The sequence below is a fragment of the Blautia ammoniilytica genome (assembly GCF_025566965.1).
Lineage (GTDB): Bacteria > Bacillota > Clostridia > Lachnospirales > Lachnospiraceae > Blautia_A > Blautia_A ammoniilytica.
Map to the genome: position 1 here is coordinate 21,267 of NZ_JAOQJL010000009.1, position 25,931 is coordinate 47,197.

Sequence of the window (25,931 nt, forward strand, 5' to 3'; positions counted from 1 at the left end):
TCAAAAGCGTGAGAACAAATTTGAAAGGAGAACTGAAATGGGAATCAAGAGTTATAACCCATATACACCGTCCAGAAGACATATGACCGGTTCTGACTTCTCTGAGATTACTGCTGCAAAGCCAGAGAAATCATTGGTTGTTTCCTTAAAGAAAAGCGCCGGCCGTAACAATCAGGGTAAAATTACTGTAAGACACCGCGGAGGCGGAAGCAGAAGAAAATATAGAATCATTGATTTCAAGAGAAGAAAAGATGGTGTTCCGGCAATTGTTAAGACTATCGAGTATGATCCGAACAGAACAGCAAATATCGCACTGATCTGCTATGCAGATGGTGAGAAAGCTTACATCCTTGCTCCGGAAGGACTGAAGGTTGGTCAGAAGATCATGAATGGTCCGGAAGCTGAGGTTCGTGTTGGTAACTGCCTTCCATTAGAGCTGATCCCGGTTGGTACTATGATTCATAACATTGAGCTTCATCCTGGAAAGGGCGGACAGATGGTTCGTTCTGCTGGTAACGGTGCTCAGTTAATGGCAAAAGAAGGAAAATATGCTACTCTTCGTCTTCCATCTGGCGAGATGAGAATGGTTCCGATCGTATGCCGTGCTACTGTAGGTGTTATCGGAAACGGAGACCACAATCTGATTAATATTGGTAAAGCAGGACGTAAACGTAACATGGGTATCAGACCTACCGTTCGTGGTTCTGTCATGAACCCTAACGACCATCCACATGGTGGTGGTGAAGGAAAGACCGGTATCGGACGTCCAGGTCCGTGTACTCCTTGGGGTAAACCGGCTCTCGGCCTGAAGACCAGAAAGAAAAACAAACAGTCCAACAAGCTCATCGTAAGAAGACGCGATGGCAAAGCTTTAACAAAATAATAAGGAGGATTAAGAATGTCTCGTTCACTGAAAAAAGGACCTTTTGCAGATGAGAGCTTACTGAAAAAGATCGATGCTTTAAATGCTGCAAATGATAAATCCGTTATTAAAACATGGTCTCGTCGTTCCACAATCTTCCCGTCCTTCGTTGGACATACAATTGCTGTCCATGACGGAAGAAAGCATGTTCCGGTATACGTTACAGAGGACATGGTAGGACACAAGCTTGGCGAGTTCGTGGCTACAAGAACTTACAGAGGACACGGTAAAGACGAAAAGAAATCCGGCGTTCGCTAGTTAGCACATACAATGTGTTATTCACCTGGACACTTAATGAACCGTAAGGCGATTTAAGTGACCAAGGTGTTCTGATATAAGATGTATATTGAATAAGACGAAAGGAGGCACTTAAAAATGGCAAAGGGACATAGAAGCCAGATTAAGAGAGCCAGAAATGAGAGTAATAGAGAGACAAGGCCGTCTGCAAAATTATCTTATGCAAGAATTTCTGTTCAGAAAGCCTGCTACGTATTAGATGCAATCCGTGGCAAAGATGTGCAGACAGCACTTGGAATCCTGACATATAATCCGAGATACGCTTCCAGCGTTGTAAAGAAGCTGCTTGAGTCAGCTGTTGCAAATGCTGAGAATAACAACGGAATGAACGCAGACAACCTCTATGTTGCAGCGTGCTTTGCAAACAAAGGACCTACAATGAAGAGAATTCAGCCGAGAGCACAGGGTAGGGCTTACAGAATCGAGAAGAGAACAAGCCATATCACCATCGTGCTGGATGAAAGATAAGGAGGAAAAACATGGGACAGAAAGTTAACCCACATGGCCTTAGAGTCGGTGTTATCAAAGATTGGGATTCAAGATGGTATGCTGAAGGCGAATTCGCAGACTATCTGGTAGAAGATTACAATATCAGATCTTTCCTGAAAAAGAAATTATACAGCGCAGGTGTTTCCAAGATTGAGATCGAGAGAGCATCTGACAGAGTAAAGATCATCATCTATACAGCAAAACCTGGTATCGTTATCGGTAAAGGCGGAGCTGAGATCGAGAAAGTTAAAGCAGAGCTTGCTAAATACACAACAAAGAAATTAATCGTTGACATCAAAGAGGTTAAGAGACCTGACAGAGATGCTCAGTTAGTAGCAGAGAACATTGCATTACAGCTTGAGAACCGTATCTCCTTCAGACGTGCAATGAAATCTACAATGCAGAGAACTATGAAGACCGGAGCAAAAGGTATCAAAACATCCGTATCCGGACGTCTTGGCGGTGCTGATATGGCTCGTACAGAGTTCTACAGCGAAGGTACTATTCCGCTTCAGACACTTCGTGCAGATATTGATTATGGTTTTGCGGAAGCTGACACCACCTACGGAAAAGTGGGCGTAAAGGCTTGGGTTTACAACGGTGAGGTACTTCCGACTAAAGGAACTAAGGAAGGGAGCGATAAATAATGTTAATGCCAAAAAGAGTAAAACGTCGTAAACAATTCCGTGGCTCCATGAGAGGCAAAGCACTTAGAGGCAACCAGATCAATTACGGTGATTTCGGCCTTGTTGCTACAGAGCCTTGCTGGATCAGATCAAATCAGATCGAGGCAGCCCGTGTTGCTATGACTCGTTATATCAAACGTGGTGGTAAAGTTTGGATCAAGATTTTCCCAGACAAACCGGTAACAGCAAAACCGGCAGAAACTCGTATGGGTTCCGGAAAAGGTGCTCTGGAGTACTGGGTTGCAGTTGTTAAGCCAGGTCGTGTAATGTTCGAGATCGCAGGTGTATCCGAGGATATCGCTCGTGAGGCGTTGCGTCTTGCAATGCACAAGTTACCATGCAAATGTAAAATAGTTTCTCGTGCAGAGTTAGAAGGCGGTGATAACAGTGAAAATTGATAAATTCGTAGAAGATTTAAGAACAAAATCAGCTTCTGAATTAAATGAAGAATTAGTAGCTGCTAAGAAAGAACTTTTCAATCTGAGATTTCAGAATGCAACAAATCAATTAGACAATACCGGACGAATCAAAGAGGTTCGCAGAAATATTGCCAGAATCCAGACAGTAATCACTGAGCAGGCTAACGCTTCCAAATAGTGAATATAGGAGGAAACAATCGTGGAAAGAAATCTGAGAAAAACCCGTGTGGGTAAGGTTGTCAGCAATAAGATGGACAAGACCATTGTAGTTGCTATTGAAGACCATGTAAAACATCCTCTTTACAAAAAAATCGTGAAGAGAACATATAAATTAAAGGCTCATGATGAAAATAATGAGTGCAATATTGGTGATACCGTTAAAGTAATGGAGACCAGACCGTTGTCCAAGGACAAAAGATGGAGACTGGTTGAGATTGTAGAGAAAGTGAAATAAGGAGGAAGACCAGTATGATTCAGCAGGAAACAAGACTGAAAGTTGCCGACAACACTGGTGCAAAAGAAATCCTTTGTATTCGTGTTATGGGTGGCTCTACAAGAAGATATGCAAACATTGGCGATACTATCGTTGCTACTGTCAAAGATGCAACACCAGGCGGCGTTGTTAAGAAAGGTGATGTAGTAAAGGCAGTTGTAGTTAGAACAAAGAAGGGCGCTCGTCGTAAAGATGGATCCTATATCCGTTTCGATGAAAATGCTGCCGTAATCATTAAAGACGACTTAACTCCGAGAGGAACACGTATCTTTGGACCAGTTGCCAGAGAACTTCGTGAGAAGAAATTCATGAAGATCGTTTCCTTAGCTCCGGAAGTATTATAGGAGGGTGCCTAATGTCAGCTATGAAAATTAAAAAAGGCGATACTGTTACAGTAATCGCTGGAAAAGATAAAGGTAAAGAAGGAAAAGTTCTTGCAGTAAATGCAAAGAACAGCACAGTTCTTGTTGAGAACGTAAATGTTGTTACAAAGCATACCAAACCGTCTGCTGCAAACCAGCAGGGTGGAATCGTTACAAAGGAAGCTCCTCTTCACATCTCCAATGTTATGTTACTTGTTGATGGAAAAGCTACCAGAGTAGGTTTCCAGATGAACGGAGACAAAAAAGTTCGTGTTGCTAAAGCAACCGGTAAAGTAATTGATGATTAATTGAGAGAGGAGGCAGACATAAGTGAGTAGATTAAAAGAGCTTTACAAAAATGAGATCATGGATGCCATGACCAAAAAATTCGGATACAAAAATGTTATGGAAGTGCCAAAACTCGAGAAAATCGTCATTAACATGGGTGTTGGTGAAGCAAAAGAAAACGCAAAACTTCTTGACGCTGCAATCGCTGATATGGAACTGATCACAGGTCAGAAAGCAATTGCAACAAAAGCTAAGAAATCCGTTGCTAACTTCAAGATCAGAGAAGGAATGCCTATCGGATGTAAGGTTACATTAAGAGGAGAAAAGATGTATGAGTTCGCTGATCGTCTTATCAATCTTGCTCTTCCGCGTGTACGTGACTTCCGTGGTGTTAATCCTAATGCTTTCGACGGCAGAGGAAACTATGCACTGGGTATTAAAGAGCAGCTGATCTTCCCTGAGGTAGAGTATGATAAGGTTGATAAAGTAAGAGGTATGGACGTTATCTTCGTTACCACAGCTAAGACAGATGAAGAAGCCCGCGAATTACTGACATTATTCAATATGCCGTTTGCAAAGTAATTGATAGGAGGAAAGATTCATGGCTAAAACAGCAATGAAAATCAAACAGCAGCGTGGATCCAAATTCTCTACTAGAGAGTACAACCGTTGCAAAATTTGTGGACGTCCACATGCATATTTAAGAAAATACGGAATCTGCAGAATCTGCTTCCGTGAGTTAGCTTACAAGGGTCAGATCCCGGGAGTTAAGAAAGCTAGCTGGTAGGCTGATAGCAACTTAATGAATGCAAGCCATTAGGCGCTGCATGAATTTAGTGCGAAGTCCATCCCGAATCTTAATGAATGCAGGCCATCAGGCACTGCATGAATTTAGCTGAGGGATGCTGATATTTTGGTAACACGTAAATTATTAAAATATATCTAAGACATGTAAAGTCTGAATGAGGAGGAAACTTACATGACAATGAGCGATCCAATCGCAGATATGCTTACAAGAATTCGTAATGCTAATACTGCAAAACATGACACAGTAGACGTTCCGGCATCTAAAATGAAAATTGCAATCGCAAATATTCTTTTAGATGAGGGATATATCACAAAGTATGATTTAGTTGAGGATGGAGCAAGCAAGACAATCCATATCACACTGAAATACGGTGAAGACAAAAACGAGAAGATCATTACTGGTTTAAAGAGAATCTCCAAACCAGGTCTTCGTGTGTATGCTGGTAAAGATGAGCTTCCAAAGGTTCTTGGTGGACTTGGTGTAGCAATCATCTCTACAAACAAGGGCGTTATCACAGATAAAGAAGCTCGTAAACAGCAGGTAGGCGGCGAGGTACTGGCATTCGTTTGGTAAGCAGGTAAGCTTACACTGATGCACACCAAAGACGCAGCACTGAAAACAGAGGGGATACAGTTTCCCCTCCGATAATCTAAGTAAGGAGGACACACAGTATGTCACGAATCGGTAGACTTCCAGTTGCTATCCCGGCAGGAGTTGAGGTATCTATTGCTGAGGGTAATGTAGTAACTGTAAAGGGACCAAAAGGAACACTTGAAAGAGCGCTTCCTACAGAAATGGAAATCAAAGTTGAAGATGGTCATGTAGTAGTAGCAAGACCAAATGATCTTAAGAAGATGAAATCCCTTCATGGATTGACCAGAAGCCTTATCCACAACATGGTAGTCGGAGTAAGCGAAGGCTATTCCAAAACACTTGAAGTAAACGGTGTTGGTTATAAAGCAGCAAAACAGGGTAAAAAGCTTGTATTAAGCCTTGGATATTCTCACCCAGTTGAAATGGAAGATCCGGATGGTATTGAGACAAAAGTTGAAGACAACAAGATCGTCGTATCCGGTATCAGCAAAGAGAAGGTTGGACAGTTTGCGGCTGAAATCAGAGATAAGAGAAGACCTGAGCCATATAAGGGCAAAGGTATTAAGTATTCTGATGAAGTTATCAGACGTAAAGTTGGTAAGACTGGTAAGAAATAATTAAGGAGAGTGAGAAAATGATTAATAAAGCATCTAGGGCGGAAATTCGTCAGAATAAGCATAGAAGATTACGTCATCATTTAAACGGCACTGCTACGACTCCTCGTCTTGCAGTATTTCGTTCAAACAAGCATATGTATGCACAGATTATCGATGACACTGTTGGCAAGACTTTAGTATCTGCTTCTACTCTTCAGAAAGATGTAAAAGCACAGCTTGAGAACACAGACGATGTAGCAGCTGCAGCAGCTCTTGGTACCGTGATCGGTAAAAAGGCTTTGGAAGCTGGCATCGAAAGCGTAGTTTTTGACAGAGGCGGTTACATTTACCATGGTAAAGTAAAAGCATTGGCAGAGGCAGCAAGAGAAGCTGGACTGAAATTCTAAAAGGAGGAGCGAAAACACATGAAACGTAATCTTATTGATGCTAGTCAGTTAGAATTAGAAGATAAAGTAGTGTCAATCAAGCGTGTTACAAAGGTTGTTAAAGGTGGTCGTAACTTCCGTTTCACAGCTTTAGTTGTTGTCGGTGACGGCAATGGACACGTTGGCGCAGGTTTAGGAAAAGCAGCCGAGATTCCTGAAGCAATCCGCAAAGGAAAAGAGGATGCAATGAAGAAATTAGTTACAGTTGCCAGAGATGAGAATGGTTCTATTACCCATGATTTTGTAGGAAACTACGGAAGCGCACAGATGCTTCTGAAGAGAGCTCCGGAAGGTACTGGAGTTATCGCTGGTGGTCCTGCACGTGCGGTAATCGAGTTAGCAGGTATTAAAAATATCCGTACAAAATGTATGGGATCCAGAAATAAACAGAATGTTGTTCTTGCTACCATCGAAGGCTTAAGACAGTTAAAGACTCCGGAAGAAGTTGCTAAACTTCGCGGTAAATCTGTTGATGAGATTCTGGCTTAAGGAGGAATACGAAAATGGCAAACACATTAAAAGTTACATTAGTAAAATCTCCTATTGGCGCAGTTCCGAAGCACAAACTGACTGTTAAGGCTATGGGTCTTACAAAGATGCATAAAACAGTTGAGATGCCGGATAATGCTGCAACCAGAGGAATGATTCAGCAGGTACAGCACCTGGTTAAAGTAGAAGAAGCATAATAGTTAAAAGAGTTGAATACTAAAAGGAGGTGCCAATATGGAATTATCAAACTTAAGACCAGCTGATGGTTCTAAGCATAGCGATAACTTCAGAAGAGGCCGTGGACATGGTTCAGGAAACGGCAAAACAGCCGGAAAAGGCCATAAAGGACAGTTAGCACGTTCCGGACATAAGAAACCGGGATTTGAAGGTGGACAGATGCCTTTATACAGACGTCTGCCAAAGAGAGGATTCACAAACAGAAATTCTAAAGAGATTATTGCAATCAATGTTGACATTCTGAACCGTTTTGAGGATGGTGCAGAAGTAACTGTTGAGAGTTTACTTGAAAGCAGAGCAATTTCCAAAGCAGGAGATGGAGTTAAGATCCTTGGAAATGGCGAGTTGACAAAGAAACTTAATGTCAAAGTAAATGCTGTCAGCGAGACTGCAAAAGCAAAAATCGAAGCTGCTGGTGGTACCGTCGAGGTGATCTAATGTTAGAAAATCTGAAAAATATTTTCAGAGTTAAAGAAATGCGGCGTAAACTTCTCTATGTACTGTGGATGATTCTTGTGATCCGTATTGGATCACAGCTCCCAGTACCTGGAGTTGACAGTGATTTCTTTAAGGACTGGTTTAAACAGAATACCGGCGATGCATTCAATTTCTTTGATGCATTTACCGGTGGTTCCTTTACTCAGATGTCGATCTTTGCATTGAACATTACACCGTACATTACTTCTTCCATTATCATGCAGCTGCTTACCATTGCCATTCCGGCATTGGAAGAGATGCAGAGAGATGGTGAAGAAGGAAGGAAAAAGATCACAGCGATCACCCGTTATGTAACGGTTGGTCTTGCTCTGTTTGAGTCAATTGCCATGGCAATCGGATTCGGACGTCAGGGTCTTATTCCGAACATGACCTTCTTCAAAGGATTTACAGTTGTTGTGTGTCTGACAGCTGGTTCAGCAATGCTTATGTGGATTGGCGAGCGTATTACTGAGAAGGGCGTTGGAAATGGTATTTCTATCGTGCTTACTGTTAATATCGTATCCCGTGTCCCAAGTGATCTGACAGTTCTGTATGAGAACTTTATCAAAGGTAAGACTATCGCAAAAGGAATGCTTGCCGGATTGATCATTGCAGCGATCATTATCGCAATGGTTGTTTTCGTTCTGATCCTGAACGGTGCAGAGAGAAGAATTCCTGTACAGTATTCCAGGAAGATGGTTGGAAGAAAGCTTATGGGCGGACAGACGACCAATATTCCTTTGAAGGTTAATACAGCAGGTGTAATCCCTGTTATTTTTGCTTCTTCTATTATGTCCTTCCCAGGTGTGATCGCCCAGATGGCAGGAAAGGCAAATAGTACAGGTATTGGCGGTGAGATCCTTCGTGGTCTTTCTTCCAACAACTGGTGTAATCCAAGCCAGCTTCAGTATACCTGGGGACTGGTAGTGTACATCTTACTTTGTGTATTCTTTGCATATTTCTATACTTCCATTACCTTTAATCCACTGGAAGTAGCAGACAATATCAAGAAACAGGGTGGTTTTATCCCAGGTATCAGACCTGGTAAGCCTACGTCTGATTATCTGACCAAAATCCTGAATTATATAATCTTTATTGGTGTAGTTGGCCTTATTATTGTGGCAGTTATTCCGTTCTTCTTTAACGGTGTATTTGGAGCAAATGTTTCTTTTGGTGGTACATCTATCATCATTATCGTAGGAGTTATCCTTGAAACTGTGAAACAGATCGAGTCCCAGATGCTTGTCCGCAATTACAAGGGCTTCCTGAACGAATAAAGCCATGATAAGGTTGCGGTGCTATTTTGCATCGCAGCCTTGCTTAAAATAAGGAAACCTATAATAATCCCATAGTAATTCCATGCAGGAGGTATTTTATGAGAATCGTTATGTTAGGAGCGCCGGGAGCCGGCAAGGGTACACAGGCCAAGAAGATTGCTGCAAAATATGGTATTCCCCATATTTCTACAGGCGATATTTTCCGTGCAAACATCAAAAACGGGACGGAACTTGGCAAAAAAGCAAAAACATATATGGATCAGGGGCTTTTAGTACCGGACGAGCTTACATGCGACCTTGTTGTAGACAGGATCCAGCAGTCAGATGCAGAAAATGGTTATGTTCTTGATGGATTTCCAAGAACAATTCCACAGGCAGAGTGTCTGACAAAAGCACTTGATAAACTGGGAAGCAAGATCGATTATGCAATTGATGTAGATGTTCCGGATGAAAACATTGTAAGACGTATGGGTGGAAGACGTGCCTGCCTGAAATGCGGTGCAACTTATCATGTTGTTTATGCATCACCAAAGACAGAAGGTGTATGCGATGCATGTGGAGAAGATCTGGTTCTTCGTGATGACGACAAGCCAGAGACTGTGCAGAAGCGTCTGAATGTGTACCATGAACAGACACAGCCACTGATTGATTATTATACAAACCAGGGTGTTTTAAAGACAGTAGATGGAACCAGGGACCTTGAAGAGGTATTTGGGGATATCGTGACTATTCTTGGTGAATAAAACGGGGAAAACAAATGTCAGTTACTATAAAAACAGAGCATGAAATCCAACTTATGAGGGAATCCGGACATCTTCTTGAAAAGGTGCATGATGGACTGATCCCTTATATTAAACCTGGAATTACAACAAAGGAACTGGATCATATCGGCGAAGAAATGATTCGTTCACTGGGATGTATTCCAAACTTTTTAAATTATGGAGGTTTTCCAGGATCTTTCTGTATCAGCCTGAATGACGAGGTTGTTCATGGGATTCCTTCGGAGGAGAAGGTTATAAGGGATGGTGATCTGGTGAAGATCGATGCCGGATTGATTTACAAAGGATACCATTCAGATGCAGCGCGTACCTATGCAGTGGGCGAAGTATCCCAGGAGGCAAGGCAGCTGATGGATGTGACCAGGCAGTCCTTCTTCGAGGGAATTAAGTATGCGAAAGCAGGAAATCATCTTAATGACATATCAAAGGCAATTGGGGCATATGCGGCAAAATACCATTATGGTATTGTCCGTGACCTGGTTGGCCATGGGATTGGCACACATCTTCACGAAGATCCGCAAATCCCTAATTTCCCGCAGAAACGCAGAGGCGTTAAGCTAATACCAGGGATGACACTTGCTATTGAGCCAATGATCAATCTGGGGCGTCCGGATGTAGTATGGCTGGATGATGAGTGGACTGTTGTAACAATGGATGGTTCTCTTTCAGCTCATTATGAGAATACGATCCTGATCACAGATGGTGAACCGGAGATTCTGACGCTTACTAAATAATTGAAATATTCGTACCTGTGAGGGTATTCTACAGGTACAAATACTCGTTTTCAGATGACAGACACAGGAGGTTAATCAATGTCAAAAGCAGATGTTATTGAAGTGGAAGGAACTGTTCTGGAAAAACTTCCAAATGCAATGTTTAAGGTTGAACTGGAGAATAAACATGTGGTTCTTGCACATATCAGCGGAAAGCTGCGCATGAACTTCATCCGTATTCTTCCGGGAGATAAAGTAACGATTGAACTTTCACCATATGATTTGTCCAAGGGCAGGATCATCTGGAGAGATAAATAAGATCCGTTTTAAGCTTGCAAACAAAGGCTGCTGTATTTATTCCTATCATAGGAGTGCTACAGCAGCTTTTTTACGCCCGGGTTTAGCGCAGCGGTACATAGCCAGGGCAGCTCCTGGAAGACCAAAGATCATGAATATAAATTCACCTGAAAAATACCGTGTAGCATCTGCACTGAAATGGGTGATATTAGTAGCATCCGCCAGCTGGGCAAAGAAAATATTCTGTCCACCGGAAACCAGCTGTCCTGCCACATAGGAGGAACCATAGCGATGGGAAGCATGAAGCTTCGCCCAATCCTTTGCAGTACACCGAATATTTTATCTTTCATCAGGATTTCCTCCGGAAATAGTTTTTTAGATACATGAATGGACATCATTTATTTCTGATTATTATTAAGAAAAAAACAAAAATATACTTGCTTTTTGGAAATAATGATGTTAGAATACACTTTGTACGCATGTATAGTCTTTGTATACGTGCGCCCATACTGCAGATTTTAATGCTATATTTTACGGAAGGAGGATTTCCAAGTGAAAGTAAGATCATCTGTAAAACCGATCTGCGAAAAATGCAAGGTCATTAAAAGAAAAGGATCTATCAGAATTATCTGTGAGAATCCAAAACACAAACAGCGTCAGGGTTGATGCCTGGATTGTGTGGTATGCGGCTGCAGTTGAGACACCCGGACAGGTTGTCAGGACTGATGAAATAATGAACTATTCATGTATTGCCTAATACCGAGAGGCGACGTTGGCCCGTTGGCCGCAACAAATCGGAAAGGCCGCAACACGCCAAAGCGGCTGGGTGTATTACCGAGGCACCCCAATTAGGAATGAAGGAGAAGGCAGCGTACAGATGCACCCCATTTCACCTTGTAGAAATACAAGTGGTGTACAGGACGAAAGGCTTTCAGTAAAAGAAAATGGAGGAAACAGTACATGGCTCGTATAGCTGGTGTAGACTTACCAAGAGAGAAAAGAATTGAGATCGGCCTTACCTATATTTATGGTATCGGCAGAGCAAGTGCAGACAAGATCCTTGCACAGGCAGGTGTTAATCCTGACACACGTGTCAGAGACCTGACAGACGAGGATGTTAAGAAAATCAGTGCTGTCATTGATGAAACAATGATGGTAGAAGGAGATCTTCGTAGAGAAATCGCCCTCAACATTAAGAGACTGCAGGAAATCGGATGCTACAGAGGTATCCGTCATCGTAAAGGACTTCCGGTTCGTGGACAGAAGACTAAGACAAATGCCAGAACACGTAAAGGTCCGAAGAGAACAGTAGCAAATAAGAAGAAATAATACCTTATAAATAATTAATCGAAAAAGGAAAGCGTAGGTTAGTTTTAAAATGGCAAAAACAACGAAAAGAACGGTAACAAAACGTCGTGTCAAGAAAAACGTTGAACATGGACAGGCACATATTCAGTCATCCTTCAATAACACAATCGTTACACTGACTGACAGCGAAGGAAATGCTCTTTCCTGGGCAAGTGCTGGTGGTCTTGGATTTAGAGGTTCAAGGAAATCTACCCCTTATGCAGCACAGATGGCTGCTGAGACAGCTACAAAAGCTGCTTTGATTCATGGATTAAAAACTGTAGACGTTATGGTAAAAGGACCTGGTTCAGGCCGTGAGGCAGCTATCCGTGCCCTTCAGGCATGCGGTCTTGAAGTAACAAGCATCCGTGACGTAACACCGGTTCCTCACAATGGATGTCGTCCACCAAAACGCAGAAGAGTTTAATTTAGGAGGTAAGCCACAATGGCAGTAGATAGAACACCGGTCCTGAAGAGATGCAGATCTCTTGGCCTTGACCCGATTTATTTAGGAATTGATAAGAAATCCACAAGACAGTTAAAACGTGCTAACCGTAAATTATCTGAGTACGGTATGCAGTTAAGAGAAAAACAGAAAGCAAAATTCATTTACGGCGTACTTGAGAAACCTTTCCGTAACTACTACAAGAAAGCCGACAGAATGAAAGGTCAGACAGGTGAGAACCTGATGATCATGCTTGAGACAAGACTTGACAATGTAATCTTCCGTATGGGCTTTGCCAGAACAAGAAGAGAAGCTCGTCAGATCGTAGATCACAAGCATGTACTGGTAAATGGCAAATGTGTAAACATTCCGTCTTACCTGATCAAAGCTGGTGATACAGTTGAAATCAAAGAAAGCTGCAAAGGCTCAGAGAGATACAAAGGTATTCTGGAGATCACAGGCGGAAGACTTGTTCCGAACTGGCTGGATGTTGACCAGGAGAACTTAAAAGGCGTTGTTAAAGAGCTTCCTACAAGAGAAGAGATCGACGTTCCTGTAGAAGAGATGCTTATCGTCGAGTTGTATTCCAGATAAGCCCTTTGAATCATAAATACCCTCAAATGTTGATTAAACCCAGAAGGAGGGAACATTAAAGTGTTTGATTTCAATAAACCTAAAATCGAAATCACCGAAAAATCCGAGAAATTTGGAAGATTCGTGGTAGAGCCTCTTGAAAGAGGATATGGTACTACACTTGGCAATTCACTTCGGAGAATCATGCTGTCCTCCCTGCCGGGAGCCGCAGTAAGCCAGGTTAAGATCGAAGGCGTGCTTCATGAGTTCAGCTCCATTCCTGGAGTTAAAGAAGACGTTACTGAGATCATCATGAATCTGAAAAGCCTTGCCATCAAGAATAACAGTACTGACAACGAGCCAAAGACCGCATACATTGAGTGTGAGGGCAAGGGGGTAGTAACTGCTGCTGATATTCAGGCTGATCAGGACATTGAGATCATGAATCCAGATCAGGTTATCGCTACACTGAACGGTGGAAAAGACTGCAGACTGGCAATGGAGCTTACCATTACCAAAGGCCGCGGTTATGTAAGTGCTGACAAAGGCAAGACAGATGACATGCCTATCGGTGTGATCGCTGTAGATGCTATCTACACTCCTGTAGACAGAGTCAACATGACTGTTCAGAATACCCGAGTTGGTCAGGTTACAGATTTCGATAAACTTACATTAGATGTATACACAAATGGAACACTGGATCCGGATGAGGCTGTCAGCCTTGCTGCTAAGGTGTTAAGTGAGCATTTAAGCCTTTTCATTGACCTTTCCGAGAATGCAAGAACCGCAGAAGTCATGATCGAGAAAGAAGATAATGAGAAAGAAAAAGTTCTTGAGATGAGCATTGATGAGCTTGAACTTTCCGTCCGCTCCTACAATTGCTTGAAGAGAGCCGGTATTAATACTGTTGAAGAGCTTTGCAACAAAACTTCCGATGATATGATGAAGGTTCGTAATCTGGGTCGTAAGTCACTGGAAGAGGTACTTGCAAAACTGAAAGAACTTGGTCTGCAGCTTCAGCCTACTGAGGAATAAGCAGCCAGGACACATGCAATGATAATTACAGTGGGATGCCAAAGCAGCGGTACAGTAAGACCGAACAAGCATGTACCGCTGTCCCACAGATGGAGGAAAATAACATGGCAAAATATAGAAAATTAAGCAGAACATCTGATCAGAGAAAAGCACTCCTCAGAAGCCAGGTAACAAGTCTTTTATACCATGGAAAGATCGTTACCACTGAAGCAAAAGCTAAAGAGGTTCGTAAGATCGCTGAGAGCATGATCGCTATGGCTGTTCGTGAGAGAGATAACTTCGAGACAGTTACTGTAACTGCTAAAGTTGCAAGAAAAGATGCTGAAGGCAAAAGAGTCAAAGAAGTTGTAGACGGCAAGAAGAAAACCGTATACGATGAAGTTCAGAAAGAGATCAAGAAAGATTCTCCTTCCAGACTGCATGCTCGTCGCCAGATGCTGAAAGTATTCTATCCTGTAAAAGAGGTTCCGGTAAAAGCTGCTGGAAGAAAGAAAAACACAAAGGATATTGATCTTGTTAAGAAAATGTTTGAAGAGATCGCTCCTAAGTATGCTAACCGTAACGGCGGTTACACAAGAATCGTAAAGATCGGCCAGCGTAAAGGTGATGGCGCTATGGAAGTTCTGCTGGAGCTTGTTTAATTTACCATATTGAATTGTGAACTGCTGCAAGACTGCAGGTATTTAGCCTGTTGTTCCTGCAGCAGTTTTTTTGTGTAACAGAATATTACTCTGTAATGAGTTATTGTTCATGTTGTTCAAAAAAACTGTAATGTTGTATTACACAAAAAGAAATTGCGGTCTGTACTTTTTAAATGGAAAAGGGTATACTATAACGGAATATAGAAAGAGAAAGGGTAAACAAGAGAAACCAATGAATATAAGAACACTTGCAGCCATCTGGGCGGCAAAATTTGCCGGATTTGCATGTAAAAAACTTGGCAGACAGGGTGTGACATGGGCTGGAAAAATAGCTCTTCGGATCTCACCCCATATCCTGAAAGAGCTTTCTTCCCAGGTGAGGAAAGAGATTTTTGTAACATGCGGAACCAACGGCAAAACAACCACTAACAATATGCTTTGTGCAGCACTGGAAGCAGAAGGACAAAAGGTTGTATGTAATCATACAGGTTCCAACATGCTCAACGGTGTTGTGGCAGCATTTGTACTGTCAGCAGGGTTAAATGGGCGTTTGGATGCAGACTATGCATGTATAGAGGTGGATGAAGCTTCTACCAGACATGTTTTCCCGCATCTTCAGCCTGATTATATGGTGATGACGAATCTTTTCAGGGATCAGCTGGACCGGTATGGAGAGATTGATATTACCATGAATATTCTGGAGGAGATGATCCGTAAGGTTCCTAAGATGAAGGTGATCGTAAACGGTGATGATGCGCTGTCAGCATATCTGGCCATGGACTGTGGAAATCCATATATTACCTATGGTATCAGCAAACAGGTTCTTAAAAATGATACCAATGAGATCCGCGAAGGAAGATTCTGCAAAAGATGTGGGGAACGTCTTCAGTACAGTTTTTATCATTACAGCCAGTTAGGTGATTACAAATGTCCCGGATGTGGTTTTACCAGACCTGCCCTGGACTATGATGCTACAGATGTAAAGGTGGCAGACCAGCTGTCTTTCCAAGTGGAAGGACGTAGGCTGGTGGCTAATTATCGTGGATTTTATAATGTATATAATATACTTGCTGCATATGCAGGAGTGCGGACTGCCGGTTACAGTGCCGATCATTTTCAGGATATGCTGAATAAGTTTAATCCGGAAAACGGCAGAATGGAGCAGTTCAGGATCAGGGGCTGCAGTGTTACATTGAACCTTGCCAAGAATCCGGCCGGCTTTAATCAGAATATTTCGGCAGTGATGCAGGATACAGCTCCTAAGGATATTATTATTACCATCAATGACAATGCACAGGATGGCAGGGATATTTCCTGGCTGTGGGATGTGGATTTTGACCGGCTGATGGATCCTTCGGTTAAGTCAATCACAGTCAGCGGTATCCGGTGTCAGGATATGCGCCTGCGTCTGAAGTATGTGGATATCCCCTCTATGCTGGAGGCTGATGTGGAAAAGGCAATTCGTGCAAGGGTGGAGGATGGAGTATCCAATCTTTATGTGCTTGTGAATTACACAGCCTTATTCGGCACAAGAAATATTCTGAAAAGGATGGAGGGAGAGAAGGAATGAAAATCACTATTGGACATTTATACCCGGATCTTCTGAATCTGTATGGTGACAGAGGGAATATTCAGTGCCTGATGAAACGATGTCAGTGGCGTGGGATTGAGGCAGAGACCATCCCTTTTGAACTTGGGGATCAGATTGATTTCTCCAGGCTGGATATTGTGCTCCTGGGCGGCGGATCTGACAGGGAACAGATGCTTGTATGTGAAAAATTAAAGGAGATTCAGGCGGATTTTAAAGCGTATGTGGAAAAGGGCGGTGTGGTGATCGCTATCTGCGGTGGATATCAGCTTCTTGGAAAATATTACAAAACAGACCAGGGAACCATTACAGGACTTGACCTGGTAGACCTTTATACAGAGCAGGAAGATGGCCGTCTGATCAGCAATATCGTGCTTAAAAGCGATTTATTTGATATGCCTGTAGTCGGATTTGAGAATCATGGCGGAAGGACTTTTATAGGTGAAAATAAGCCTCTTGGCAAGGTGCTGTACGGCTCTGGAAATGATGGGAAAACAGGCTATGAAGGAGTAGTATACAAGAACGTGATCGGTACTTATCTTCATGGACCGCTTCTTCCCAAGAATCCCCAGCTTGCAGACTGGCTGATTGCCCGTGCCCTTGAACAGAAGTATCATAAGCCAGTAGAACTGTCCCTTCTTGATGACAGTCAGGAGGCAGAGGCAAATGCATATGTGTACCACAGGTTTGTTAAAAGCGGCCAGGCAGAGGAGTAAAAGACATGGCAAAGTCATATAATCAAAAGGGAAAGATCTTATATCTTGAAAGGATCCTGCAAGGTACAGGGGAAAATCATACAGTGTCTATGCAGGAGATTTTGGACGAATTAACAGAACAGGGTATATCTGCAGAGAGAAAAAGCATTTATGATGATATGGAAGTGCTCCGTTTGTTTGGAATGGATATCCGGTACAAACGAGGAAAATCAGGTGGTTATTATTTGGCAGGAAAAGCAAACGGGCAGGCATCAGCAAACGAACAGGGAACCGTGGACGGGCAGTGTGCAGTAAAAGAGCAAAGAGAAGCTGAACCTGTTCGGGTTATTGAAAGAAAGCAATTTCAGAAAGAGGAAAAGCAGATCAAGCTTTTATGTGAGGAAGCGGCGCGTCCTCAAGTTCAGCGCTGGTTTGGTCCTCAGGTTCAGTATAAAGAAAAAGAGTTCGGTTATTTTACTGCAGTGGTACAGACTGCAGAGGATCCGGAATTTTACGGATGGCTGACCCGTATGGGGAAAAGCGTACATATCGCAAAGCCTAAAAAGGCAGGGCAGGCATACAGGGACTATTTGAAAAGTCTGGCAAGAGAGTATAAAGGCATATAAGAAAGAGGAATGTGTTATGATTAATAAAACTGCAGGAAAAGCATTGTTATTAAGTGTGGCAGCATTTTCGGTTATGATGACAGGATGCGGTTCTAATAAGGCCACAGAGGCTGCCAATGAAAGTGTGGAAACTGAAAAGGAAGGAAAAGGTGACAGCGAGGCGGCGGTTACTGAAGTACCTAAGAAAGAGGAAGCGGATGCAAAAGAGCCAGAGGAAGAAGAGCCGGCAACGATAGTAGGGGTTCTTTTTTCTACAGACCGGCAGGATGAAAGGCATACATTAGAAGAAGAAGAGCTTCTTCAACAGCTTGAAAATGCAGGGTATGAGCCAAAAGCTTATTATGCAGAGAATGATACGGATACCCAGATCAACCAGATCCGCCAGGCAAAAGAAGAAGCAGCCGCTTTGGTGATTTCCCCTGTAGACGAATATTCTCTTACAGAGGTGTTGGAAGAGATAAAGCAGGATTCAGATCCGATACCAGTATTTGCCTATGATAAGCTGATCCGTGATACTGATGCAGTCAATTATTATGTTACCTTTAATACAAGAAAAGCAGGGAATGAAGCTGGGGATACCATTATAAAAAATGCAGAGCTGGAAAAGGCAAGAGAAAATAAGGAATCAAAAACCATCGAATTTCTTATGGGCTCTCCAGATGATGGAGGAGCACTGTTTTTCTATAATGGTCTGATGGAAAGCCTGCAGGAGTATCTGGATGATGGTACACTGGTATGCAGTTCCCAGAAATCTTCGTTTGATGATTCTGCTATAATGAGATGGAGCGAGGACAGTGCCAGATCCAGATTTGAAGAGATTATAAAAGAGAATTACCAGGAAGAGGGAACCCCGGATATCATCTGTACAGCCTATGATGGATTTGCCAGTCAGGTAATACAGGTACTGAAGGAAGAAGGAATCTCCCAGGAAGCCTGGCCAATGATCACCGGTGTAGGTGCGGAAGCTGATTCTGTAAAGGAAATTGCCTTGGATCAGCAGGATTTTACTTTGTTCCTGGATGGAAGGGAGCTGGCAAAGGCCTGCGCAGATATGGTGGATACTTATCTTAAGGGAGATAAGCCGGAGGTGAATGACTATGAGCAGTATGATAATGGAAAGAAGATCATAGGTACTTATACTTGTGAGGCACAGGTGATTGACAAGGATAATTACCAGATCCTTGTAGATAATGGTTTTTATATGAAATCTCAGATCGTTCCAGATCCAACTGCAACGCCGGCACCAACCGAAAGCCCGGCGCCAACCGAAAGCCCGGCACCAACCGAAAGCCCGGCGCCAACCGAAAGCCCGGCACCAACCGAAAGTCCGGCACCAACCGAAAGCCCGGCACCAACCGAAAGCCCGGCGCCAACCGAAAGCCCGGCGCCAACCGAAAATCCCACGCCAACCAAAACACTGACCTCAACCAAAACACCTGCAGCAACAAAGGAAGAAAGTTCAGGAAAGGATTGAACTTCTTTGAAGAATAGCGTATCATGATATTAATTTACAATACGCCCAGAAAAAAGGAGAAAAAACATGAAGCTTTTAAAAGACCGTATTCTTAAGGATGGAGTTGTGAAGCCTGGAAGTATTCTTAAGGTAGACAGTTTCCTGAACCATCAAATGGATATTGATCTGATCAATGAGATCGGAAAGGAGTTTAAGGCGCGGTTTGCTGACTGCCCGATTACAAAGATCCTTACTATTGAGGCTTCAGGCATTGGGATCGCCTGTATTGCAGCACAGTATTTCCATGTACCGGTAGTATTTGCCAAGAAAGCACAGAGCGTTAATCTGGATGGGGAGATGTATACTACAAAGGTAGAATCCTTTACCCACAAGAAAGTTTATGATGTGATCCTTGCAAAACGGTTCCTCACAGAGCAGGATCATGTTCTTCTGATCGATGATTTCCTTGCAAATGGATGTGCCCTTTTGGGACTGATCGATATTGTAAAGAAATCCGGAGCTACCCTTGAGGGAGCCGGTATTGTGATTGAGAAAGGCTTCCAGTCTGGTGGACAGCAGATCCGTGATATGGGTGTTCGTCTGGAATCCCTTGCCATCATTGAGTCCATGAGCGATACATCTCTTACATTCAGGGAATAAAGCCACTGACCGTACAAGAGATACCAGACCATATAAGAGATATCAAATCATACAAAAGTATCAGAACGTACAAAAGTGTCAGATCATACAAAAGTATCAGATAGTATAAGAAGCCCTTAGAAAGGCGGCACATTACAGATGTGCGCCTGATCCAAGGGCTTCTTTTTCGTTTGAGCAGGCATAAATGCCTGGCATTAGTATCTTTGGAGTTATACTTTGATCTGTTTTTCAAGGATATCCAGAATCTCCTGCATACCAACAATCTGGTCACGGTATGCAGTGTCACATAGCCGGATAAGCTCCTGCCGGACAAACTCCTTGCGGGTTATGCATGGATGAAATGTTCTTGCATATACATTTGACACAAGGACATGATCTCCTACACAGACAGCCCCTTTTTCAAGGAGTCTCTTCATGGTCTGTGCAACAGATGCCACGCTGACTTTCTGATCCCTCATACTTTCTGCGATTTCGCTGTTTGTCAGTTCATGCTGACTTTCCCACAGAACCTTCATAACTTCCTGTTCCATGGGCGTTAATCCTTTGTCTGGCTTTCTCATACTTTTCTCCTCCCTGTCACAGCTGAAGTCTTGCTTTTCTATTATGATAGTGCATAAGACTTTGCAGTTGATGACAAATGCCCATCAATGATTCGTGATTAATTTTATCATAATTTATAATTGATGTAAACTATATTGGGCTTTATAAAATATGATTAATCTTGACTGAAATCATGTCAATGAGCCAAACCAGCAGGATCAGGCCCAAAAGGATCGCACCGGCCTTTTCCCAGGCATACTGATTCATGGAAAAGATCAATGGTGCACCAATGCCGCCAGCACCTACAAGACCAAGCACAGAGGCTTCACGGATATTTACATCAAACCGATACAGGAAGATGGAGATGAAGATTGGTTTTAGCTGTGGCAAAATACCATGGCATATAGCAGGTACCGGATGAACTCCCATAGCCAGCAGAGCGCGATAAGCTTTCAAATCTATGGCGTCCAGGGCTTCTGTAAAGCGTTTTGTAAGAAGGCCGATACTGCACATGGAAAGAGTAAGAACTCCTGTAAAGGGTCCAGGGCCAGATACACGGATAAAAATCAGTCCATAGATGAGAAAAGGAATGGATCGGATGGCAATAATCAACAGATTGAAAATAAAGGCAACAGATCCAGGTACAAAACGTCTGGTATTCACAAAGGACAGAGGAATCGAGAAAACCGTACCAATTACAGTGCCTGCAAAAGCGATGCAAAGAGTTTCCAGGATAAGGGTAAAAAGTCCGTCTTTCTTAGTGGAAAAGAAGAAGCTCCAGTCTGGTGACAGAAAACCGGAAAACATATTTTTCATGGTCTGAAGGCTTGTTCTGCCAAAATCCGGAGGAGACAGAGTGATGGTGCAAACAACAAACAGGGCTGTCAGAAAAAATAGCAGCAGCTTTATGTACTTTTTTTTCAATGTGCATTCTTTTCGGATCAGGGCGGCCAGATAGCGGCTAAGGTTTTCAATAGTGAAAACAGCCAGGAAGAGTACCAGTAAAATGGCTCCTACTTTTTCATACTCCAGCCAGGATATTTTTTCGTTCAGAAGAAGACCAATTCCTCCTGCACCTACATAACCAAGAATAGAACTGTGACGCACATTGGTTTCCAACATATATAGTGCGTTGGTGAAAAAAGAGGGGGCTATTTCCGGGAAAAGCCCGTGGATGTATGCTGGGAAACGAGACACTCCCATGGTTCGAAGTGCCTGATAAGCCAATGGAGAGGCAGCTTCCATATCCTGATAGGTAAGCCGGGTCATAATGGCAAAGGTATACAAGGTGATGGCAAAGGTGCCGGCAAAGGTCCCAAGACCGAAGAGAAAGGTGGCACAAAGAGCAAGGATCAGTGCTGGGAAAGACCGCAGGATTTGTATGAGAAAACGGAGAACATAACGGATCCATTTTGGAAAATCCATGGAACCTGCACATGCAGGTGCCAGGATACAAGCCAGTACTGAGCCGATCACAGTACCTGTAACAGACATCTGTATGGTGTAAAACAGTGGGGTAAGAATATGTGGAATATAAGCAAAATCCATAGGAAACATGCCGGATAGAAGATCAGTAAGATGACTCCGGCGCTTCCAGAACAGGACAGGATCACACTGTGTATAGACTACTGTAAAAAGAAACAGACATAAAAAAAGAAGGAAGCAGGCTAGTCCTTTCCATCTGTTTTTACTGCTTCTGGTCATAGTCCCACATCCTTTCGGTTTTTATTCAGAGAACAGACACTGGAATTTCCGTAAATGGTACGGATTACAGAATCATTTATTTCATCAGGGGAACCATCGAACACAATTCTGCCATTGTTAAGTCCGATGAGACGGTGGGAAAATTCCATGGAAAGCTCCAGATTGTGGCTGTTCATAAGAACTGTTACTCCATCTTTTTGTTGAATATCTTTTAAAAGAGACAGTATTTGACGGCCTGTAACAGGATCAAGAGAAGCGATAGGTTCATCTGCCAGAAGCAGAGAAGGCTGCCGCATTAAGGCCCGGGCAATGGCTGTCCGCTGCTTCTGTCCGCCGGACAGGTTCTTTACCGGCTCTTGTTCTTTTTCGGCCAGACCGACCCGGGTAAGCAGCTGAAGGGCCTTTTCTGTACGTGCAGTACCATAAAGCCCCAGAACAGCAGGGAAAAAGCTCATGTCAGGAAGTGTAGCGGTAAGCACATTCTCTAGACAGGAACTGTTTTCCACAAGGCAGAAATCCTGATAAATAGTAGACATGTTCTTCTTAAACTGCCGTTTTTGTTGTCTGCGAATGTTCTCCATAGGATGATCATCTATAAGGATCTGGCCTTTTGTGCAGTCTTCCGTTCCATTTAACAGGCGGAACAGGGTTGTTTTTCCTGCACCGGAAGGACCGATCACAGAGACGAATTCTCCCTGGGAAATGGAAAAGCTAATGTCTTCCAGTGCAGTAACATGATTTTTAAATGCTTTATGAATATGCTGGATCTGGAGCTTTATGGGAATCACCTTCCTTATTCTTCGGATTTCAGAAGTTTCTGTGCCTCACGTTCACCGTCATAATTGGAGTCGTCGCCCCATTCATAGCCAACCTGGCTGAAGACGCTGATGATATCCTTTCCTTCTTCCGTCTGAGCGATTTCGATGAAAGAATCTCCAAGAGCCTGTCGGAAATCCTGGTCAGCCATTGTCTCAGAAGTTTTACTGTAAGCGATCATATCATTGTAGATCTTGTCTGTTACTCCGATCACGCCTGTCTGGTTTATCATATCGTCAGTACCGCCAAAGGTTTCTTTCCATTCCGGTGCATATTTGGTGCGGATGTGCGCATAGGATACCATTATATCTGCCTGTCCGGATGCAAGTCTGGCAAGAGACGTGGTATAAGAATCAGATTCTACAGCATGATCCAGATCGCTGATTCCTTTGCCATAACGTTGAAGGAGCCACAGGCTGGGGTAAATATATCCGGAAGCAGAGGTTGGCCCCATAACAGCCCAGGTAGCATCGTTTAAATCATCCCAGGTAAGCTCTTCACCATTATTCACCTTTTCAAGAAGTGCCTGCCCTTTTTCACTTGGACCTGCAAGAAAGATGGAACGGTAATAGGTGGACATGTCATCCGTATTTTCTTCAACCGTGCCATCATTCCAGTCTTTCGGGTCATCAGAGTCCTTGTTGATTCCGTAGCGGAGTGCAGTGAGAAGCACATCGCAGTCATCAGAGAAAAGTACGTAATTGCCTCCGGAAATAAAGCCGATATCTGCACTTCCTGCGCTTAATGCCTGTCCTACTGCTGTGTAGCTGGTGCCCACAGTCATGTCTACATTTTCTACATCATAGCCTTTTTCCAGAAGGGTTTCTTTTAAAAGGTTTTCCAGCGGCTCGGTAGCAGTTGTAATAGTATCAGAGTCTGCGTATGGGGAGAATGCGATTTTTAATGAGTCAATGGTTTTGGCATCAGAAGCAAATGCCAAGCTGGTGTTTCCTAAGGTAAGTCCCAGGCAGAGAGCCAGAGAGAGTGCTGATGTGTTTCTTTTCTTCATTACAAAGTCCTCCATAAATTTGATTATCTGCCAAATAAAAAAGTACATACCGCAGCATGTACTGAAGAAATGACTTTCAGGCAGATGCTGACAATCCACCTATATAAGGCGGACAGGTTTCGGTCGATCCTTACGGGATCCTCTCAGCCTGGAAATACAGGCTCCCTCGCAATCTGGTTTTCGTCATCATATTTTAAGAATGCACCGGCAATCTTGTTAAGATGCCGGAGATTATATTGATCGCAGCGGCAGGGCGCTCCCCCTTCCGCTGCATTCCGTTAACCGAGAATGATTGTATCATATCTCTATAAAAAACACAATAGGGCGTGTGACTATGGACGGGCAGGGATAACTGGCTGCTTATCTCTCTGACGCCAGATACGTCCTATCGCATCGTAATCAATCACACCAGTATCCATATAATGGAACAGCAAATCCTTCATATCCTGACCCCAGGTATCACGAATCCCATCAATGTATCCCCAGTAAGACTGGGCAAGCTCCAGGAGACGGCATCCTGCAAGAAAATCAATGGCTTCAAAATCAGAAGCAGAAGACGGAGTATTTTTACCGCCGGCCTCCTGATAACCATCAAAAAAAGCTTTCTCAGCTTCTTCAAAGCAGGTATGGTCATAAAAGTTGTAAAGGAAGAACCGGAAACCATAGAACTCAAGGGCAGCAGGTGCTGCCTGTGCAGATTCCAGGTCAAAATATCCGGTAGGAACGCCCTGTGCATCTGTGAAGAAATTCTCAGCATGCATGTCTGTAAAAACTAATACAGGAGGCATTTTGTCTTTATCAAAATAAGGACGTAAGGCTTCCAGCTTTTCATGGAAAAATCTGGTTACAACTGTCTGTTCTGAAGGGGTAAAGACCTCTTTTTGCTGACAGCGGAGAAGCCGCATGTCCACAACCTGAAGAAAACGGTCTGAAAAATTAGTCATATCAGAAGGCTCGATCACAGAGTCTTCCATAATATTCCCAAAGGAGGGAAAGGTAATATTCTGAATGCGTGCAAAATCACGGCCAAGATATTTCATACTGTCAAGAAATACCTTTTTGGAGTAACCGCTTTGTACCATACACTCTTTCTGGGAGATACCACTCATTCTTTCAAGGAGGATAAACTTCCCGTAAGGAGAGTCATGTACTCCGTACACTTCCGGTGTAGGAACATTTGCTTGCTGACGGATCATACGGAAAAGATATGCTTCCCTTCCAAGGGAAAGTGTACCGCCAAACAAAGTGTCTTTATTTTCCTGTGAAAGCCCTTCTTCTGTTTCTCTGACTCTGGCGAATTTACAGATAGCTGGTTTGCCACCTGCCAGAGTTACATCAAATACATAGTGGTTGCTTCCCTCGTTGATCTGGCTGATAGCATCCACAGTATATCCGCATTCTGTAAGGGCCTTTCTGGCTTTTTCCACATCAATACTCTGTGCCATATTAAATATTTGTCCTTTTTATTTATTGTTTTGTCTCCAGTTGATGAAGATATCGATAAATCGTGGCTTTGGAACTGCCAAGTTTATCAGCCACTTCGTTGACGGAGCCTTTTGCCAGGAAAACACCTCTGCTGTCCATTTCACGGATAGTAGAAATCTTTTCGTTGGCAGTCAGTCTGTTAGGAGGAGCTCCGAAACGGATGGTAGCTTCCTCCAGAACCCTGTCTATGATCTCTGTCACAGACAGGGTAAGTGCTTCATAAGATTGTTTTGGTGAACTGCTATGCTTGGATTTACGGAGAACATTATGATCCTGTTCTCCGCTGATCAGCATATCCATCATCTTGCGCAGGCGTACAAACTCACCAACGCACTGGTTGACCGTAAGCAACCCCTCAAGAGTACCATTGGCATCACGGATGAATAGCGTTGCTGAACGGACCTTTTCCCCTGTTTTGGACAGAGTCCGGTAATTGATATTGTAGGGAATATTCCTGCACTCTGGATTTTGGATCAGAGCCTGTTGCATTTCTCCGATAGGAGCACCTTCGAAGCGCTCTTCGTCCATGGAATTCTCAATCAGAAGAATATTCTCAGTGTCACAAAGAATCACTTCCGTATTGGAACCCATATAAAGGGCAAGGAATTCAACAATAGGTCTGTAAAAATCAACATTCAGCATAGT

General features: G+C 43.2%; 38 protein-coding genes and 1 pseudogene. 32 read left to right on the forward strand and 7 right to left on the reverse strand.

From position 1 onward, the window contains the following. The first annotated feature begins 37 nt into the window (after positions 1 to 37). The 21 genes from rplB to infA all read left to right on the forward strand — a co-directional run bounded on the left by rplB (position 38) and on the right by infA (position 10,690). A complete protein-coding gene (rplB, locus tag OCV61_RS05955) occupies positions 38 to 883 on the forward strand; it encodes a 50S ribosomal protein L2 (RefSeq protein WP_158421028.1) in 846 nt (281 codons plus the stop codon). A gap of 15 nt (positions 884 to 898) precedes the next feature. After that, positions 899 to 1,180: a 30S ribosomal protein S19 gene (gene rpsS / locus OCV61_RS05960; RefSeq protein WP_158421029.1), complete on the forward strand. Its 282-nt coding sequence runs from the start codon at positions 899 to 901 to the stop codon at positions 1,178 to 1,180. 117 nt (positions 1,181 to 1,297) lie between these two features. Beyond that, entirely contained in the window at positions 1,298 to 1,687 is a 390-nt protein-coding gene (rplV, locus tag OCV61_RS05965) for a 50S ribosomal protein L22 (RefSeq protein ID WP_158421030.1), read from the forward strand. Positions 1,688 to 1,698: 11 nt separating this feature from the next. Continuing rightward, the gene (gene rpsC / locus OCV61_RS05970) at positions 1,699 to 2,355 is read left to right on the forward strand and encodes a 30S ribosomal protein S3 (protein WP_158421031.1); all 657 of its coding nucleotides are present in this window, start codon (positions 1,699 to 1,701) and stop codon (positions 2,353 to 2,355) included. After that, positions 2,355 to 2,792 carry a 50S ribosomal protein L16 gene (gene rplP / locus OCV61_RS05975; protein WP_158421032.1) on the forward strand — a complete coding sequence of 146 codons (438 nt, stop codon included), beginning with the start codon at positions 2,355 to 2,357 and terminating at the stop codon, positions 2,790 to 2,792. Before rpsC ends, rplP begins: the two co-directional genes overlap by 1 nt. Continuing rightward, on the forward strand, positions 2,782 to 2,991 hold the full coding sequence (gene rpmC / locus OCV61_RS05980) for a 50S ribosomal protein L29 (RefSeq protein WP_158421033.1): 210 nt from the start codon (positions 2,782 to 2,784) through the stop codon (positions 2,989 to 2,991). The genes rplP and rpmC overlap by 11 nt, the downstream gene beginning before the upstream one ends. Positions 2,992 to 3,012: 21 nt before the next feature. Further along, a complete protein-coding gene (rpsQ, locus tag OCV61_RS05985) occupies positions 3,013 to 3,267 on the forward strand; it encodes a 30S ribosomal protein S17 (RefSeq protein WP_008707264.1) in 255 nt (84 codons plus the stop codon). Positions 3,268 to 3,281: 14 nt separating this feature from the next. Continuing rightward, a complete protein-coding gene (rplN, locus tag OCV61_RS05990; RefSeq protein WP_019162495.1) occupies positions 3,282 to 3,650 on the forward strand; it encodes a 50S ribosomal protein L14 in 369 nt (122 codons plus the stop codon). Between the two features lie 11 nt (positions 3,651 to 3,661). Next, positions 3,662 to 3,976 (forward strand): 50S ribosomal protein L24, encoded by a 315-nt coding sequence (gene rplX / locus OCV61_RS05995; RefSeq protein WP_158421034.1) that lies wholly within the window; start codon positions 3,662 to 3,664, stop codon positions 3,974 to 3,976. 22 nt (positions 3,977 to 3,998) lie between these two features. Further along, entirely contained in the window at positions 3,999 to 4,538 is a 540-nt protein-coding gene (gene rplE, locus OCV61_RS06000; RefSeq protein WP_158421035.1) for a 50S ribosomal protein L5, read from the forward strand. Positions 4,539 to 4,557: 19 nt separating this feature from the next. Next, a complete protein-coding gene (locus tag OCV61_RS06005) occupies positions 4,558 to 4,743 on the forward strand; it encodes a type Z 30S ribosomal protein S14 (RefSeq protein WP_158421036.1) in 186 nt (61 codons plus the stop codon). 192 nt (positions 4,744 to 4,935) lie between these two features. Beyond that, positions 4,936 to 5,337, forward strand: a complete 402-nt coding sequence (rpsH, locus tag OCV61_RS06010) for a 30S ribosomal protein S8 (RefSeq protein WP_158421037.1) — start codon at positions 4,936 to 4,938, stop codon at positions 5,335 to 5,337. A gap of 98 nt (positions 5,338 to 5,435) precedes the next feature. Then, positions 5,436 to 5,975 (forward strand): 50S ribosomal protein L6, encoded by a 540-nt coding sequence (gene rplF / locus OCV61_RS06015; protein ID WP_158421038.1) that lies wholly within the window; start codon positions 5,436 to 5,438, stop codon positions 5,973 to 5,975. Positions 5,976 to 5,992: 17 nt separating this feature from the next. Continuing rightward, entirely contained in the window at positions 5,993 to 6,361 is a 369-nt protein-coding gene (gene rplR, locus OCV61_RS06020; protein ID WP_158421039.1) for a 50S ribosomal protein L18, read from the forward strand. Between the two features lie 18 nt (positions 6,362 to 6,379). Beyond that, the gene (rpsE, locus tag OCV61_RS06025) at positions 6,380 to 6,889 is read left to right on the forward strand and encodes a 30S ribosomal protein S5 (RefSeq protein WP_158421040.1); all 510 of its coding nucleotides are present in this window, start codon (positions 6,380 to 6,382) and stop codon (positions 6,887 to 6,889) included. Between the two features lie 14 nt (positions 6,890 to 6,903). Beyond that, positions 6,904 to 7,086, forward strand: a complete 183-nt coding sequence (rpmD, locus tag OCV61_RS06030) for a 50S ribosomal protein L30 (protein WP_117852555.1) — start codon at positions 6,904 to 6,906, stop codon at positions 7,084 to 7,086. A gap of 37 nt (positions 7,087 to 7,123) precedes the next feature. Continuing rightward, on the forward strand, positions 7,124 to 7,564 hold the full coding sequence (gene rplO / locus OCV61_RS06035) for a 50S ribosomal protein L15 (protein WP_158421041.1): 441 nt from the start codon (positions 7,124 to 7,126) through the stop codon (positions 7,562 to 7,564). Next, complete coding sequence (gene secY, locus OCV61_RS06040; protein ID WP_158421042.1) at positions 7,564 to 8,880, forward strand: preprotein translocase subunit SecY; 1,317 nt, start codon at positions 7,564 to 7,566, stop codon at positions 8,878 to 8,880. Before rplO ends, secY begins: the two co-directional genes overlap by 1 nt. Before the next feature lie 98 nt (positions 8,881 to 8,978). Continuing rightward, positions 8,979 to 9,623, forward strand: coding sequence for an adenylate kinase (locus OCV61_RS06045; protein WP_158421043.1), 645 nt, complete (start codon positions 8,979 to 8,981; stop codon positions 9,621 to 9,623). A gap of 14 nt (positions 9,624 to 9,637) precedes the next feature. After that, on the forward strand, positions 9,638 to 10,393 hold the full coding sequence (gene map / locus OCV61_RS06050) for a type I methionyl aminopeptidase (RefSeq protein ID WP_158421044.1): 756 nt from the start codon (positions 9,638 to 9,640) through the stop codon (positions 10,391 to 10,393). A 78-nt stretch (positions 10,394 to 10,471) separates the two neighbouring features. Then, on the forward strand, positions 10,472 to 10,690 hold the full coding sequence (infA, locus tag OCV61_RS06055) for a translation initiation factor IF-1 (protein WP_005428560.1): 219 nt from the start codon (positions 10,472 to 10,474) through the stop codon (positions 10,688 to 10,690). Positions 10,691 to 10,738: 48 nt separating this feature from the next. On the opposite strand, the pseudogene OCV61_RS06060 reads toward infA, so the two are convergent. Next, a pseudogene (locus tag OCV61_RS06060) lies at positions 10,739 to 10,954 on the reverse strand (hypothetical protein); the annotation flags it as partial. A 267-nt stretch (positions 10,955 to 11,221) separates the two neighbouring features. On the opposite strand from OCV61_RS06060, the gene rpmJ reads away from it, so the two are divergent. The 11 genes from rpmJ (at position 11,222) to OCV61_RS06115 (ending at position 19,732) form a co-directional block, all read left to right on the forward strand. Continuing rightward, on the forward strand, positions 11,222 to 11,335 hold the full coding sequence (rpmJ, locus tag OCV61_RS06065; protein WP_003022746.1) for a 50S ribosomal protein L36: 114 nt from the start codon (positions 11,222 to 11,224) through the stop codon (positions 11,333 to 11,335). A gap of 294 nt (positions 11,336 to 11,629) precedes the next feature. Continuing rightward, the gene (rpsM, locus tag OCV61_RS06070) at positions 11,630 to 11,998 is read left to right on the forward strand and encodes a 30S ribosomal protein S13 (RefSeq protein WP_158421045.1); all 369 of its coding nucleotides are present in this window, start codon (positions 11,630 to 11,632) and stop codon (positions 11,996 to 11,998) included. A gap of 49 nt (positions 11,999 to 12,047) precedes the next feature. Continuing rightward, complete coding sequence (gene rpsK / locus OCV61_RS06075; protein WP_158421046.1) at positions 12,048 to 12,443, forward strand: 30S ribosomal protein S11; 396 nt, start codon at positions 12,048 to 12,050, stop codon at positions 12,441 to 12,443. An 18-nt stretch (positions 12,444 to 12,461) separates the two neighbouring features. Beyond that, the gene (gene rpsD, locus OCV61_RS06080) at positions 12,462 to 13,055 is read left to right on the forward strand and encodes a 30S ribosomal protein S4 (RefSeq protein ID WP_158421047.1); all 594 of its coding nucleotides are present in this window, start codon (positions 12,462 to 12,464) and stop codon (positions 13,053 to 13,055) included. Between the two features lie 60 nt (positions 13,056 to 13,115). After that, on the forward strand, positions 13,116 to 14,069 hold the full coding sequence (locus tag OCV61_RS06085; RefSeq protein WP_158421048.1) for a DNA-directed RNA polymerase subunit alpha: 954 nt from the start codon (positions 13,116 to 13,118) through the stop codon (positions 14,067 to 14,069). Between the two features lie 104 nt (positions 14,070 to 14,173). After that, the gene (locus OCV61_RS06090) at positions 14,174 to 14,710 is read left to right on the forward strand and encodes a bL17 family ribosomal protein (RefSeq protein WP_158421049.1); all 537 of its coding nucleotides are present in this window, start codon (positions 14,174 to 14,176) and stop codon (positions 14,708 to 14,710) included. A 232-nt stretch (positions 14,711 to 14,942) separates the two neighbouring features. Continuing rightward, complete coding sequence (locus OCV61_RS06095; RefSeq protein ID WP_158421050.1) at positions 14,943 to 16,280, forward strand: Mur ligase family protein; 1,338 nt, start codon at positions 14,943 to 14,945, stop codon at positions 16,278 to 16,280. Continuing rightward, a complete protein-coding gene (locus tag OCV61_RS06100) occupies positions 16,277 to 17,014 on the forward strand; it encodes a type 1 glutamine amidotransferase (RefSeq protein ID WP_158421051.1) in 738 nt (245 codons plus the stop codon). The genes OCV61_RS06095 and OCV61_RS06100 overlap by 4 nt, the downstream gene beginning before the upstream one ends. A 5-nt stretch (positions 17,015 to 17,019) precedes the next feature. After that, complete coding sequence (locus OCV61_RS06105; protein ID WP_158421052.1) at positions 17,020 to 17,619, forward strand: WCX domain-containing protein; 600 nt, start codon at positions 17,020 to 17,022, stop codon at positions 17,617 to 17,619. Between the two features lie 16 nt (positions 17,620 to 17,635). After that, positions 17,636 to 19,093, forward strand: coding sequence for a substrate-binding domain-containing protein (locus OCV61_RS06110; protein WP_262582711.1), 1,458 nt, complete (start codon positions 17,636 to 17,638; stop codon positions 19,091 to 19,093). A gap of 66 nt (positions 19,094 to 19,159) precedes the next feature. Next, positions 19,160 to 19,732: a xanthine phosphoribosyltransferase gene (locus OCV61_RS06115; RefSeq protein WP_158421053.1), complete on the forward strand. Its 573-nt coding sequence runs from the start codon at positions 19,160 to 19,162 to the stop codon at positions 19,730 to 19,732. A 209-nt stretch (positions 19,733 to 19,941) separates the two neighbouring features. On the opposite strand, the gene OCV61_RS06120 is transcribed toward OCV61_RS06115, so the two are convergent. The 6 genes from OCV61_RS06120 to OCV61_RS06145 all read right to left on the reverse strand — a co-directional run bounded on the left by OCV61_RS06120 (position 19,942) and on the right by OCV61_RS06145 (position 25,928). Then, positions 19,942 to 20,292, reverse strand: coding sequence for a BlaI/MecI/CopY family transcriptional regulator (locus OCV61_RS06120; RefSeq protein WP_158421054.1), 351 nt, complete (start codon positions 20,290 to 20,292; stop codon positions 19,942 to 19,944). 142 nt (positions 20,293 to 20,434) lie between these two features. Then, complete coding sequence (gene phnE / locus OCV61_RS06125; protein ID WP_158421056.1) at positions 20,435 to 21,976, reverse strand: phosphonate ABC transporter, permease protein PhnE; 1,542 nt, start codon at positions 21,974 to 21,976, stop codon at positions 20,435 to 20,437. Continuing rightward, on the reverse strand, positions 21,973 to 22,764 hold the full coding sequence (gene phnC / locus OCV61_RS06130) for a phosphonate ABC transporter ATP-binding protein (RefSeq protein WP_262582712.1): 792 nt from the start codon (positions 22,762 to 22,764) through the stop codon (positions 21,973 to 21,975). Before phnC ends, phnE begins: the two co-directional genes overlap by 4 nt. 5 nt (positions 22,765 to 22,769) lie before the next feature. Continuing rightward, positions 22,770 to 23,801: a phosphate/phosphite/phosphonate ABC transporter substrate-binding protein gene (locus tag OCV61_RS06135; RefSeq protein WP_158421058.1), complete on the reverse strand. Its 1,032-nt coding sequence runs from the start codon at positions 23,799 to 23,801 to the stop codon at positions 22,770 to 22,772. A gap of 332 nt (positions 23,802 to 24,133) precedes the next feature. Continuing rightward, positions 24,134 to 25,246 carry a phosphotransferase gene (locus tag OCV61_RS06140; RefSeq protein ID WP_158421060.1) on the reverse strand — a complete coding sequence of 371 codons (1,113 nt, stop codon included), beginning with the start codon at positions 25,244 to 25,246 and terminating at the stop codon, positions 24,134 to 24,136. Between the two features lie 22 nt (positions 25,247 to 25,268). Then, positions 25,269 to 25,928 carry a helix-turn-helix transcriptional regulator gene (locus OCV61_RS06145; RefSeq protein WP_158421062.1) on the reverse strand — a complete coding sequence of 220 codons (660 nt, stop codon included), beginning with the start codon at positions 25,926 to 25,928 and terminating at the stop codon, positions 25,269 to 25,271. Positions 25,929 to 25,931 lie beyond the last annotated feature (3 nt).